The sequence below is a fragment of the Rickettsia senegalensis genome (genome assembly GCF_056135685.1).
The window spans coordinates 662432-675915 of sequence record NZ_JBVYTQ010000001.1 but is presented as its reverse complement, the minus strand read 5'-3'; the positions used below and the strand labels follow the sequence as shown (position 1 = coordinate 675915).

Below are 13484 nucleotides of genomic sequence, written 5' to 3'. Positions count from 1 at the left end.
AATCCTCCCATTTTTAATCGCAATAGAGAGTAGAGAGTTAAGTTGCGAGAGCTAATTTTTGTATTGGTGTTATACCGCCAATAGCCATATTAAGTCTTTCGTTATTATAAGACCAAAGCCATTGAGTTGCAAGATCCTGTGCTTCTTGTATATTAACAAATAAATACTGATTTAACCAATCATATCTTACAGTTCTATTATATCTTTCAATATATGCATTTTGCTGAGGCATGTCTGGCTGAATGAATAATAACTTGATATTCTTTTCTTTTGCCCACTTGCTCAATAATTTACTGATATATTCAGGTCCATTATCACAACGTATAGATTTTGGCTTACCTCGCCATTCTATAATTTGATCTAGTGACCTGATAACTCTTCCTGCTGACAATAAAAAATCAGTCTCAGTACCAAGGCTCTCTCTATTAAAGTCATCAATCACATTAAATAAACGATATTTCCTACCATTCTCTAAACTATCGTGCATAAAATCCATGGACCAGCAATCATTTATTGTTTTAGACACTATAAGCTTTTTAGGCTTTGCTCTAAGTAATCTCTTCTTAGGCTTTATTCTCATATTAAGGGCTAGCTCCTTATATATCCTGTATACACGTTTATGATTCCAACCAAAACCTTTGATATTACGTAAATATAAAAAGCAGAGGCCAAGGCCTCAGTTCTTTTGATCACCTACTAAACGCATTAGCTGGCCTGCTATAATATCATCCTCAGATGATAGCTTCCTTTTATATCTATAGCATGTTTCGCTGACACCAAAGATCTTGCATGCACTCCTTATAGAAATATCTTTTTCTCCAGATATTATTTTAGCCATCTCCCGCCTTTGAGATGGCTTCCTAACTTTTTTTCAAGTACTTCCTTTAATATATCAGCTCTTAGCCTTTCCTCAGCATACATCTTTTTAAGCCGTGCATTTTCCGATTCTAACTCCTTTAATTTAGTAATCATCGGTAAAGCCATACCACCATACTTTGATCTCCATTTATAAAATGTCGCTGATGGTATTTTGTGCTCTCTCAGTATAGACGCTACAGGCATCCCACCGCTCGCTTGCTTTAAGATAGACATGATTTGGCTATCACTGTGCTTTGATATTGTCATTTATAGAATCTCCTCCTTTGTTTCTAGAAAATTCTACTCCTTTTGTCGATTGTTTTTGGGGGGGTTGCCGAACTACATTAATAGCTTCATGTAATTTACAAAGAAAATGTATAGGAATAGATATTAATTTAGAATACAAAAATCTAGCATTACAAAGATTAAATTCTAAAGGTTACAAAGAACATAAAGATTTTAGTTATTTGATTGGTGATGCTTTATCTGTTTTAAAAAATATTGATAATATTGATTATATCGTAACATCCCCACCATATCATAATATTTTAAGAAATGATGCTAAGGGAATTAGAGCAGACAAAAAGTCATAAATATTTTAGAAACGGCGGTAGACTTGGAGTTGAATATTATTCAAACGAAGAAAAGAATTTAGGGAATAAAAATAACTATGAAGATTTTTAAAATCTTTACAAGATATCATGCAATTAGCTTATGAGAAGCTAAATCACAAAAAATATTGTACTATTGTTATCAGTGATTTTACAGTGGATAAGCAAGAAGTAAGTGTTCAAGGACATATTATCAAATTAATGAGGGACATCGGTTTTGAATTTTCAGGAACAATTATTTTGTTACAACCAAATAAGCCATTATATCCATTTGGTTATCCTTATGCTTACAAAATAAATCATCATCAAAATATGATTACTTTCAGGAAAATATAAGAAAATAAATCAATTATACCCCTTAGCTTTGATTAACATACAAGCTATGTTAGCGTTTCCTTGAGCTAATGCAATATCTAATGGATATTGGCATTCATCGTTTAGAATAGAAATTTTAATACCTCGTATGACCAAAAATTTTGCTAAATAGTAATTATCGTTATAAATAGCAGCAGTTAGTAATGTTTCACCGCTTCTACTTTTTTCTTGCAATATTGGATAAACGTCAAGTAACGCACGCAACCCAAAAAGATTGTTTCTATCAACTGCTCTAAAAGCATTATCTACTGCCTTACAATAAGATAGATTGGCATAAATATCTTTCTTTTTATTTATATCATTATCATATTTAATAAAACTCTCTACAACTTTTTTTCTTTCAGCACTTGCTATCCATTCTTCTTTCTTTTGGAACAGCTCTATATAGGCATACATATCCATCTGCTCTAAGGTCGCTTGCTCTGTTAGTTTACCAAGAACTATATCATCATCAGGTAAAAGTAACATTTGTGTTTCATCTTTAACGAATTTTGTTGTCGATTCCGAGGTTTCATTATTCACCTTATCATCCTGTTTTTGAATCGTGACATTCGAAGAGCTTACCGGAGGTGATTTCTCTTGATTATTTGTAGTTTGATTATTATTGACTTGCTTCTCTAAAGTCTGAGGTTGATTCGGCTTCACTACAACAACTGGTATAAGCGGCGTATTCCAATCTTGTTTTTTTGGGACATCTGAAACAGCAACAAATGTCTCTTGAGAGTTATTTATTTCCGCCGAAGAATCAGTTGTAGGAACTACTTTAGACGGAGTAGTAACGGGTGTATTTGGGCTAGGAGGTGTTATAGGCTGTGTAGAAGGTTGATTTGTAGGCATTATCGGAGGTGCAGGTACGTTACTAGGTACTGCCGGAGTTTCTGCAGGAGGTGCCGTTGTCGGCGTAGTACTAGGGGTAGTAGTATCTTGGATTACCGGCGGGCTGACCACAGGCGGAGAAACAGCAGGCATATTAGGTATAGATTGCGGTGCTATCGGTGTTACGCTTTCTTCCTCTTTATTAGCATCAGGAGGTGGATTAAGCGGAATAGGCTTATGCACAGGCGGCAAATTGGTTGGTTTATATATTTGCACCGGTCGCTGCGGAGGCACTACATAACTTCCTGCTTGAGCCGGAGGCATAGATACTATCGGTCTCGGTACATTAGGAGTTATAATATTAGAAGCTAAATTTGTATCTTTATGCTCATTAGAAGTAACTTCTTCCTCATGTATTTCATTACTTATAGCACTAGGTAACTTTGCACTACCAATATCTATAAAAGGTCCAGATGTTTCCGATTCATTAGGTGCTTGTTGTGTATCCGGTGTGTTATCATGAGAAGCTAAATTTGTACTATTTTCATGTTCATTACTTGCGGTGACACTAGGCAACGACGTATTACCGGTATCTATAAAAGGTTCAGATGCATCAGCTTCAGTATGCTCTTGTGAAGCTAGCTTTGGCTCTTCTTGAGGAGCCGCTTTAGTTTGCTCATTTGGCTGTTTAGGGGAGATATTTCTCTTTTTCGATTTACTAAAAAATTGCTTAAATTTATCAAAAAAAGAAATATTAGAATTAGAACTAACATCCTTATCTTTAGTATCTATTTCGGCAGCCGGTAATGATGGCGGTAAGGGCGGAGGGGAAGCATAACTTTGCACTGCAACCAATAACAGATTGATAAAAAATAATATCTTACATAATTTATTTAACATATAATTCCTTATTAAATAATTATCCTAAAACGTCATTGCGAGCAGCCGTAGGCTGCGTGGCAATCTCATGAAATAATAACAAACTCCTGAGATTGCTTCGTCAAAACTTACAGTTTTTCCTCGCAATGACGTTGAGGTTACTCTACCTCTTACTATTCTGCACCAATTTCTTTATTTCAATTTCTACTAACTCTTTAACAAGTACAGGTAGATTTTTATCAAGCCAAGCTTTAAGTTCCGGTTTTAACATCTCAATGACTAATTCTTCAAGTGCATTTTTAGATGAGATATTATTATCCAGCTTTTTATCTTTAATAGTATCGGTAAAATTTTTAAAAATATCACCTACCGCTTCAGCAGATTTAGTGGATATTAACTTTTCTTCCTCATCTTGATTTGCTATTTCCGTTAGTTCTAATATATCTTCATCTTCACTATTATTTTCATAAATAGGATTTTTACGCTCGTTAATTACTCCTTTAATCGATTTTAATATGTCTTCTACAGACATATCTTGGTTCTTTTTATTTTCCTTACTCACGTTAGAAACCTATAAGCATTTTCTTTTTAATAGTCTTAAACTCTTCTTCAGGGCTAAAATATTTTACTTTAAGTTTTAAACTTTGAGCCGTTAGCTCGCCGATTAACAATTTCATTTGATATGCCGCAAGTACTGAATTCTTATACGCATCCACACGAGTTATTTTTGCTTCATACAATTTCTGCTCAGCATCTAAAACATCGAGTATAGTTTTGGAACCGACTATTTCCTCTTGCACCGTACCGTCATATGATATTTGTGCAGCCTCCACGCCTTGATTAGCTGCAACAATACGAGATTTTGCTGCTTCAAATCCTTCCCACACACTTACAACACCCGCTTGTGTCTGCTTTATCGCACTATCAAGCTGAACTGCACTACTTCTTGTTTGGTTTTTAGCCGATCTGATTCTTGAATATTGAGCTCCTCCATCTGGATAAATAGGTATGTTTACCGAAAGAATAGTAGTATAGCTTTTATTGTTTATATTTTGAACAGCTGGATCTTGTGGATTATAGTTAGTTCTACCTGATTGCAACTTTACACTTACTTGCGGCAATAATTTTCCTTTCTGCATCATTTCCAAAGCTTTCGCCGAAGTTACATTATGCCTTGCCGAATCAATATCGGGATTTAACTTAGCGGCTTTTTTTGTTAACTCATCCAATGAAGCAGGTAATCTATCAGGTAAATGAGGCATAGTTATATCAGTAGCCTCTATTCCGAATACTCTAATAAAATTTGCTTTTTTTCCTTGAAAATCGGCATAGGCAGCTAGTTTATTCGTTTCTGCCGCTGCAAGCCCTGCTCTTGCAGTTGCTATATCTATTATCGTTGCTTCCCCTAGTCTTAATTTCTCTTCAACAGTGTTAACTTGTTGTATGTTAGTACGAACTCTACTTTCAGAAATATCATATTTTTCTTTGCTCTCAAAACAATCAAGATAAGCAGTTATTAAATTTAATAATATTTTTTGTTCGCCAGCATAATATTCGCCTCGTGATGCTCTAAACCCTGATTGAGCAGCTTTAAGAGCCGCAACACTAGAACCACCGCTAAATAATGATTGCTCAATTGTTAATGCACCTTGATTGCTATCTGTCTCTTTTGGAGCAAGACCAAGCCTATCAGTATATTTTTTATTATATTTAGTCTTACTATTTTGTCTATTAATCTGCAATCCGGCACTAGGCATAAATCCTGAGAAAGCTTGAGGGAACTGCTCAATCGCATTCAAAAACTTAATTCTAGCAGCTTTCAGCTCCTCATTATTCTTATATCCTTCAGTTAAAGCTTCCTGCAAATCAACAGCAGCAGCCGAACCGGTTAGTAATAATGTGATAATAAATGTAGTTAATTTACGCATAAATTTTTTGAATAATTGATAATATGTTAGTTAGATTAGTTTAATCTTTCAAGAATATACCTATATCCTAATAAAACAATATAAATCTATTGTAGCAATGTTAGCACGTAATATAACAAAAATTAATCTCAAGGGCAATGATAACTATTTTACATTTTATTTTACGGTTATAAAGCTTTAAGATTAATTAATTTTGGTAACAAAATAATAAATTTTATGTCTATAATTAATTTTTCTAGTTTCAGCGGATTAAACAAAGAACAACAAGAAGAACTACAAAGACTGTTAATAAAATTAAAAGGTTTTACAAAATCTTTGAAAATGAATGTAAAAGATTTGGAAGATCATTTATTTTATATTTTACAAAATTCTTTAAATGAATTATCTCACACTGAAAATATCGATGTAGAGAAAATAGAAAAACTTTTTAATAGAACAATCCAAGAATCACTAACTACTTTATCTGAAGCACTTGAGAAAGCATATCAAGAACAGTTAAAAACAAAAGATATTTTTTATTTGACGGGATTATTGTAGAAAAATGTTTAAACGTTTTAGAACAAGTTTTAAAATTTCAGCAAGAATTAGATAAACTCTACCCTGGAGCTTCTAAAAAAATTATAGAATCATTAGAAAATATACTAGCTGGAGTTATATCGACTCAAATACCGATGCTTGGAATATCTATACAAACAAGCGGTATACTTGAAAAAGTAAATAACCTCATTGATTCGGAAAAATTATTACCGAAAGTAACAAACTTGCACAATGATATAAAAGAAATGAGGCAAAAGACTAAATCTAATGACCAGATTGAAAACCTTTATGAACAAGCTAAGAAAGTTGCCGCAATTTCAGAAATCTCAAAGGAAGCGCCTCGAAAAATTATTGAAATAGCAAATAAAAACCCTAATAACAGAGCTTCACTAGAGAATGTTGCAAAAGCTGCTAAAGCTATACCAAAAAGCAAAGATGAAGTAGAAGAAAAAATAGCAGAACTAAAAAGTAATATTGAAAATGCAATTCCGCAAGATATAAATATTGACAAATTAAACTCTGTAAAGAATACTATTTCGGATAATCTAAATGAAGCTAAAATAGAATTATTAAAAGTATTAAATCCGGAAGCTTCTTTTGGCGAAAAGATAGAATCCTTATGTAAAGCCGCAGAAAAAGCTACGGAAATTGCAAGCGACATAAAAAATAGTAGGAGTAATACTAGGAAGTAAAGAACTCGGAAATGTTATAAGTCTAGCAATAAAAACTAACTTATTACCGCCTCCGGTCTTAACAGTTGCAAAGCTAGCTCCTGATATAACTAACTTAGTTAATATAGATAAAGCAGTGGTTACGATGCTTTCTAAAACACAAAACTTAACTCAACAACAAGGAAGAGCAAAATAGTGTCTAATTCTAATACTCATATTTTAATTGCCATAGGTTGCTTAGCATTATTATTAATATTTTTAATGTATAAGAAAATAGCAGCACGTAAAAAAAATATATTACCTACTGAAGGAGGTAATATTGGTGATACGCCAAATGTTGCCCTTAATAGTCAAAAACCGGAAAATAAAAAGCTGACATTACAAGAAAGAATAGAATTATCTTGGAAATTCCTTTATGACATCACGGAAGTTATTTTAAATAAATTCTCTAAAGAAGATGTTATTCAAGTGAATAAATGCGGTCAAGTTTTATTTGAAAACGGCGTTAGATATGAACATGTAGTCGATCTTGCAATCCCTCAAGTCAAATCTCATACTCAAGCAGTTGAACAAGAACAATCTAAAGGTAAAAAAGCCTTAGGGGTGTAACTCTTTGCTTTAAAAAGTAGTATTTTATGCTTCTTTTTAAAGCAGGTTTAAAATCAATACTAATATAACTATTTAGGAACTCATTCCTAAATAGTAAGCTTTTTTAGGAATAAACTTTGATTAAGTTAGATTATAAAAGGCAGCATTCTTAGCTAAGTAGGTAAATTTTATTTAAACCATGTCTAGCATATATCTTGTTACTATATCGTTTAATAAAAGTAAGCAATTCTTACTAAAGGATTATGGAAAGACTTGGCATTTACTTTGTAGTTTTATCGGTTCTTTATATCAAAACGGTAATATATTAAATAATGGAGAATTTTCTAGTCCCACAAAAAATAAACTGGTTTTTTATGCAGTAATTCCTAATAAAGATACTTTTCATGCTTCACATTTAAGCTATCAGGCATTGAAAGATAAAGATGAATTAGAGCAATTGGGCGTAATAATTAGTTATAAAATAACAGCAGACTATATTAGTGCAACCCCTATTGATATTGAAGAAAATATTGAAAATGCAAAATTTCTCTATTTATATCTTATTTCATAGTCAAAAGCTTATGAAGAGCAGCTTGTATTACGTACAGATGAAGGGATATATCTACCTTTATATATAATAAATGGTAAAGACCGATATCTCGGAGGAACAATTACCTCTTGGAAAAATGATTATGCGGCGGCTCGCAGATTATGGCTTTTTCAAGCTATAAAAAATTAGAACCGTTAATGGAAAGACTATTAGCAGAATTAGACAGTGATATTTCTATAGAAGGAAGAAAAATTAGTAAGCGAATACAAAAATGTTTAAAAAAGAAAGTTTTTTATCCTATAGCAGAACCGGTATCAGGAAACTCATATGCACGTTCTAATTATTCAAATTGCCCATCTTGTAAAAAAGATTGGCAATTAAAAACAACATTTCATGGAATATTTGATTATAATTGTAGAAGTCAAGATTTAATCTTACAGACATTATAAAAATTATATCTGAATGTCTGATAAGTTATGACTGTCAGATGAGTATTCAAGATATAAGATTTCGTTATTCTTTTCAACAGCTAACTTTTTACTATCCATAAAAGTCTGCATAGGTGTTTTTCCATAGCAATATTTACCGGAATGCGGTCTTTCATTATTATAATATTCTAGCCAAATATCAAGATCTAGTTGTAGATCATCAAGATCAGTATAGATCTTTTTACGCATAGCAGTATCAAAGAATTCTTGTTTCATAGTTTTATTAAAACGTTCACACATACCATTTGTTTGAGGAGAATATGCTTTAGTAGTAGTATGCTCAATACCCTCAATGCTTAAGAACAATTCAAAAGCATGATGTTCTATATTACCTTTATACTCACCACCTCTATCAGTTAAAATACGAAGTACTGGTATTTGCTGACTCTCATACCATGGTAACACTCTATCATTAAGCATGTCAGCAGCGGTAAGTGCTGTTTTATCAGTATATAGTTTAGCCTCTGCAACCCGAGTGTAACTATCAATAAACACTTGAGAATATACCTTGCCTATGCCTTTAAAATTACCTACATAATATGTGTCTTGGCATCCTAGATAACCTGGATGCTGTGTATCAATCTCACCATGAGCTTCTTTCTCGCTACGCCGTTTCTCTAATACTTGTAACTGAGCTTCGGTAAGAACAATACCATCCTGAGCCATTTTGGCTTCTAATGCTTTAAGTCTTTTATTGATATTATTTAAATCATTACGTAGCCAAATAGATCTAACTCCTCCAGGTGATACAAGAATACCAGTCTTTTTAAGCTCATTTGATACTCGCAGCTGACCATAAGCGGGGTATTCTATTGCCATATCTAATACTGCTCTCTCTACGGCAGGATCAACTCTATTCGCTATAATTGGCTTCTTCCGACTAATCTCATATAATGCTTCTTCTCCTCCTGTTTCATATAACTCTTTAAACCTATAATAACTGTCTCTACTGTAACCCATAGCTTTACATGCTGACGATATACTACCAAGACTCCTAGCTAATTCTAGTAATCCTATTTTTGGCTTTATTATTTTTTGATTTAGATTCATCTCTAATCCTCCATTTAATATTATCTTAATTTTACTAAATGTAAGATTAAATCTCAACTATTACATATAACCGACCATAAAAAAGAGACGGGATGAGATGTTGTTTTCATAAATAAATTTGTTAAAAACTTAAAGGAAAATTATACTTATAGCAAAAAGCAGTGGGGTATATCAAATAATCTTTAATTCTACAATATTATTATGCAACCAATATTTACATTTAGAGTGGTAAATTTTACCGAAAAAAATTTATCTAATCTTATAGCAGATAGCATAGGCAATCCTACTACTGAAAAAATTAGCCAAGTATTAGACAAGTTATAAAAATACTAAGCTGCATCTTATCGGATGTTTTATAGAAGAAAACTTAATTGGTATAATTGGAATTGAAGTATTATCTATACAGGCTATAATTAGGCATATTAGCGTATTAAAAACTTTTCGATCTCAAGGAATCGGAAAACAATTAATTTATATATAATTAGCCATTTTACTTTAAAGAAAATAACAGCTGAAACTGATGATAGTGCAGTAAATTTTTATCGTGCTTTAGGTTTTAATTGCGAAATATTTGAAGGAAAATATAATCAGCGATATAATTGTACTCTTCATTTGTAATAGTTGAGATTTAATCTTACATTTAGTAAAATTAAGATAATATTAAATGGAGGATTAGAGATGAATCTAAATCAAAAAATAATAAAGCCAAAAATAGGATTACTAGAATTAGCTAGGAGTCTTGGTAGTATATCGTCAGCATATAAAGCTATGGGTTACAGTAGAGACAGTTATTATAGGTTTAAAGAGTTATATGAAACAGGAGGAGAAGAAGCATTATATGAGATTAGTCGGAAGAAGCCAATTATAGCGAATAGAGTTGATCCTGCCGTAGAGAGAGCAGTATTAGATATGGCAATAGAATACCCCGCTTATGGTCAGCTGCGAGTATCAAATGAGCTTAAAAAGACTGGTATTCTTGTATCACCTGGAGGAGTTAGATCTATTTGGCTACGTAATGATTTAAATAATATCAATAAAAGACTTAAAGCATTAGAAGCCAAAATGGCTCAGGATGGTATTGTTCTTACCGAAGCTCAGTTACAAGTATTAGAGAAACGGCGTAGCGAGAAAGAAGCTCATGGTGAGATTGATACACAGCATCCAGGTTATCTAGGATGCCAAGACACATATTATGTAGGTAATTTTAAAGGCATAGGCAAGGTATATTCTCAAGTGTTTATTGATAGTTACACTCGGGTTGCAGAGGCTAAACTATATACTGATAAAACAGCACTTACCGCTGCTGACATGCTTAATGATAGAGTGTTACCATGGTATGAGAGTCAGCAAATACCAGTACTTCGTATTTTAACTGATAGAGGTGGTGGGTATAAAGGTAATATAGAACATCATGCTTTTGAATTGTTCTTAAGCATTGAGGGTATTGAGCATACTACTACTAAAGCATATTCTCCTCAAACAAATGGTATGTGTGAACGTTTTAATAAAACTATGAAACAAGAATTCTTTGATACTGCTATGCGTAAAAAGATCTATACTGATCTTGATGATCTACAACTAGATCTTGATATTTGGCTAGAATATTATAATAATGAAAGACCGCATTCCGGTAAATATTGCTATGGAAAAACACCTATGCAGACTTTTATGGATAGTAAAAAGTTAGCTGTTGAAAAGAATAACGAAATCTTATATCTTGAATACTCATCTGACAGTCATAACTTATCAGACATTCAGATATAATTTTTATAATGTCTGTAAGATTAAATCTTGACTTCTACACTTCATTTACAGTAAACAATTACTTCGTTCCACTCATTACGTAATTTAGTCTGATATTCTAAGCTATCTAGATTTTTATCTTTCCAAAGTCCAAAAGCGTTTTCAAATGCTTTATTATTGTGATCATTACTAGCAATGTAACTAGTTAAAGCTTGCCCAATAATTTTATCTCTTGATATTTTTTTCTTGGATAGTTGATCTAGAATTTTAATTTGCGAACCAGCTATATTAATAATAGTTCTCATATAAGCTCCTTGGGATTTTTCCTAACTGGGATATCATATCCCTATGATACATATTATCATTATTTTATATCACATTTTAGATTTAAAATCTACAAATACTTCTCATTCTCTTTCTTAATTAACGCTATTAACTGCTCTATCGATAATACTTCCTGCTCGGTAGTTCCGAGTCTTCTTATCGTTACTTGTTTATTTTCTTTTTCCTGCTTACCGATTACGGCAATTATAGGTATTTTTTGATTAGAAAACTCATGAATTTTATAGTTAATTTTATCAGGTGAGATGTTAATATCCGTTCTTACGCCATTATCAATTAAAGCTTTTTGCACTTCTAAAGCGTAATCGTTTAAATCGCTTGTGATTGTTGCAATAGCGACTTGTATAGGAGCAAGCCAAATAGGAAAACGCCCGGCATATTCTTCAATCAATATACCGATAAAACGCTCAAGCGAGCCGAGTATTGCCCTATGGAGCATTACCGGTCTTTTTTTCTCACCGCTTGCTGCAATATAGCTAGCATCGAGTCGCTCCGGCAAAACAAAATCCATCTGAAGCGTACCGCATTGCCATTGACGCCCTATCGCATCGGTTAAAATAAACTCAAGCTTCGGACCGTAAAAAGCGCCTTCGCCTAGGTTTAGAGTATAAGTAAAACCGGCCTTTTCTACTGCTTCTTTCAAAGCATTCTCAGCCTTATCCCAAACTTCATCACTACCTGCTCTAATTTCGGGACGATCAGAGAATTTTACCTTTATATCGGTGAAGCCGAAATCTTTATAAACTTCAGTAAGTAGCTTACAGAAACTAACCGTTTCATCAGTAATTTGCTCCTCCGCACAAAATATATGGGCATCATCTTGCACTAAACTCCGTACTCTCATTAAACCGTGCAAAGCACCGGACGCCTCATTACGATGACATAAACCAAACTCCGACATACGAAGCGGCAAATCACGATAGCTCTTGATACCTTGCTTGAAAATCTGCACGTGGCAAGGACAATTCATCGGCTTCAAAGCAAGAATCTTGTCGTCTGTTTCTAACGCAAACATATCTTCGCGGAACTTTTCCCAGTGCCCGGAAAGCTCCCAAAGGCTTTTATCGACTAAAACAGGAGTCTTAACCTCTGTATAACCGTTTTTACGAATCTTTCTTCTTATATACTGCTCAATAGTATTATATATACTCCAGCCTTTATCATGCCAAAATACCATACCTTGAGCTTCTTCTTGAAAGTGGAATAAATCAAGCTCACGCCCTAGCTTTCTATGATCACGTTTCTCGGTTTCTTCAAGCATAAAGAGGTAATTATCTAGCTGCTCTTTCGTAGCCCAGGCAGTGCCGTATATACGCTGCAACATCTCATTACGACTATCACCTCGCCAATAAGCTCCCGCAACTTTCATCAACTTAAAATGCTTAACAAAACCTGTAGAGGGAGCATGCGGACCTCGGCATAAATCAATAAAACTACCCTGCCTGTATAAAGTAATCGGTTCACCTGCCGGAACCCCTGCAATAATTTCAGCTTTATAACGCTCCTCTATCGATTTAAAAAACTCAACGGCTTTATCCCTATCCCATAGCTCTCTTGTTACTTTCTCGTTCTTCTTTGAAAGTTCTTGCATTTTAGCTTCTATAGCGGCTAAATCTACAGTGGTAAAAGGCTTATCACGAGCAAAATCGTAGTAATAACCGTTTTCAATTGCAGGACCGATGGTTACTTGAGTTTCAGGAAATAATTCCTTTACTGCTTCTGCTGTTAAATGTGCTGCATCATGCCTTATTATCTCAAGACATTCAGGATCTTTTGCGGTTAAAATACGGAGCTTGCAATCACTTTCAATTACGGTACTTAAGTCTTTAAGCGCACCGTTTATTTCAGCAACCATTGCTGCTTTAGCAAGCGACATTGAAATTGCATTTGCTACTTCAAAAGCCGTAATATTCGACTCAAACTGTTTTACGCTCCCATCGGGAAAAGAAATATTTATCATTTTTATTCTAACTTGTTTTTTAAAAACTCATAATTTTAAGGATTATAGTATAATAATAATCTATTTAAAAGGATTAAGGTAGGCAATT

The 13484-nt window shown here is 33.4% G+C and carries 14 protein-coding genes and 2 pseudogenes; 9 read left to right on the top strand and 7 right to left on the bottom strand.

Annotated features, from left to right (window positions below; translation table 11 throughout):
- Nucleotides 1-37: 37 nt before the first annotated feature.
- A pseudogene (locus AC0ODJ_RS03595) lies at nucleotides 38-1125 on the bottom strand (IS3 family transposase).
- Here AC0ODJ_RS03595 and AC0ODJ_RS03590 point away from each other — a divergent pair.
- Together AC0ODJ_RS03590 and AC0ODJ_RS03585 are read left to right on the top strand one after the other, a co-directional pair.
- Nucleotides 1119-1451, top strand: a complete 333-nt coding sequence (locus tag AC0ODJ_RS03590; RefSeq protein ID WP_474465049.1) for a TRM11 family methyltransferase — start codon at nucleotides 1119-1121, stop codon at nucleotides 1449-1451. The pseudogene AC0ODJ_RS03595 and the gene AC0ODJ_RS03590 overlap by 7 nt on opposite strands.
- Nucleotides 1452-1559: 108 nt before the next feature.
- Entirely contained in the window at nucleotides 1560-1805 is a 246-nt protein-coding gene (locus tag AC0ODJ_RS03585) for a hypothetical protein (protein WP_474465047.1), read from the top strand.
- Between the two features lie 9 nt (nucleotides 1806-1814).
- On the opposite strand, the gene AC0ODJ_RS03580 is transcribed toward AC0ODJ_RS03585, so the two are convergent.
- From AC0ODJ_RS03580 to AC0ODJ_RS03570, 3 genes are all read right to left on the bottom strand, one after another.
- Complete coding sequence (locus AC0ODJ_RS03580; protein ID WP_474465046.1) at nucleotides 1815-3560, bottom strand: ankyrin repeat domain-containing protein; 1746 nt, start codon at nucleotides 3558-3560, stop codon at nucleotides 1815-1817.
- Nucleotides 3561-3702: 142 nt separating this feature from the next.
- Nucleotides 3703-4101, bottom strand: coding sequence for a DUF2497 domain-containing protein (locus AC0ODJ_RS03575; protein ID WP_474465045.1), 399 nt, complete (start codon nucleotides 4099-4101; stop codon nucleotides 3703-3705).
- A gap of 1 nt (nucleotide 4102) precedes the next feature.
- Nucleotides 4103-5467, bottom strand: coding sequence for a TolC family protein (locus tag AC0ODJ_RS03570; RefSeq protein ID WP_474465044.1), 1365 nt, complete (start codon nucleotides 5465-5467; stop codon nucleotides 4103-4105).
- A gap of 216 nt (nucleotides 5468-5683) precedes the next feature.
- On the opposite strand from AC0ODJ_RS03570, the pseudogene AC0ODJ_RS03565 reads away from it, so the two are divergent.
- The 4 genes and pseudogenes from AC0ODJ_RS03565 to AC0ODJ_RS03550 all read left to right on the top strand — a co-directional run bounded on the left by AC0ODJ_RS03565 (nucleotide 5684) and on the right by AC0ODJ_RS03550 (nucleotide 8262).
- A pseudogene (locus tag AC0ODJ_RS03565) lies at nucleotides 5684-6871 on the top strand (hypothetical protein).
- Complete coding sequence (locus tag AC0ODJ_RS03560) at nucleotides 6871-7284, top strand: DUF2660 domain-containing protein (protein ID WP_218460000.1); 414 nt, start codon at nucleotides 6871-6873, stop codon at nucleotides 7282-7284. The pseudogene AC0ODJ_RS03565 and the gene AC0ODJ_RS03560 overlap by 1 nt, the downstream one beginning before the upstream one ends.
- A 178-nt stretch (nucleotides 7285-7462) precedes the next feature.
- Nucleotides 7463-7834: a hypothetical protein gene (locus AC0ODJ_RS03555; protein WP_256621173.1), complete on the top strand. Its 372-nt coding sequence runs from the start codon at nucleotides 7463-7465 to the stop codon at nucleotides 7832-7834.
- A 140-nt stretch (nucleotides 7835-7974) separates the two neighbouring features.
- Nucleotides 7975-8262 carry a DUF2310 family Zn-ribbon-containing protein gene (locus tag AC0ODJ_RS03550; RefSeq protein ID WP_256621174.1) on the top strand — a complete coding sequence of 96 codons (288 nt, stop codon included), beginning with the start codon at nucleotides 7975-7977 and terminating at the stop codon, nucleotides 8260-8262.
- Nucleotides 8263-8265: 3 nt separating this feature from the next.
- Here the strand turns inward: AC0ODJ_RS03550 and AC0ODJ_RS03545 are convergent, their stop codons facing one another.
- Nucleotides 8266-9351: an IS481 family transposase gene (locus AC0ODJ_RS03545; protein WP_127896995.1), complete on the bottom strand. Its 1086-nt coding sequence runs from the start codon at nucleotides 9349-9351 to the stop codon at nucleotides 8266-8268.
- Nucleotides 9352-9552: 201 nt separating this feature from the next.
- Here AC0ODJ_RS03545 and AC0ODJ_RS03540 point away from each other — a divergent pair, with 201 nt between their 5' ends.
- The 3 genes from AC0ODJ_RS03540 to AC0ODJ_RS03530 all read left to right on the top strand — a co-directional run bounded on the left by AC0ODJ_RS03540 (nucleotide 9553) and on the right by AC0ODJ_RS03530 (nucleotide 11115).
- Complete coding sequence (locus tag AC0ODJ_RS03540; RefSeq protein ID WP_256621216.1) at nucleotides 9553-9675, top strand: hypothetical protein; 123 nt, start codon at nucleotides 9553-9555, stop codon at nucleotides 9673-9675.
- A gap of 10 nt (nucleotides 9676-9685) precedes the next feature.
- Nucleotides 9686-9832, top strand: coding sequence for a GNAT family N-acetyltransferase (locus tag AC0ODJ_RS03535; protein ID WP_371920396.1), 147 nt, complete (start codon nucleotides 9686-9688; stop codon nucleotides 9830-9832).
- Nucleotides 9833-10029: 197 nt separating this feature from the next.
- A complete protein-coding gene (locus AC0ODJ_RS03530; protein WP_474465612.1) occupies nucleotides 10030-11115 on the top strand; it encodes an IS481 family transposase in 1086 nt (361 codons plus the stop codon).
- Between the two features lie 41 nt (nucleotides 11116-11156).
- Here the strand turns inward: AC0ODJ_RS03530 and AC0ODJ_RS03525 are convergent, their stop codons facing one another.
- Complete coding sequence (locus AC0ODJ_RS03525) at nucleotides 11157-11399, bottom strand: hypothetical protein (protein ID WP_474465043.1); 243 nt, start codon at nucleotides 11397-11399, stop codon at nucleotides 11157-11159.
- An 89-nt stretch (nucleotides 11400-11488) separates the two neighbouring features.
- Nucleotides 11489-13396 (bottom strand): threonine--tRNA ligase, encoded by a 1908-nt coding sequence (thrS, locus tag AC0ODJ_RS03520; protein WP_218460032.1) that lies wholly within the window; start codon nucleotides 13394-13396, stop codon nucleotides 11489-11491.
- Nucleotides 13397-13484: the final 88 nt, after the last annotated feature.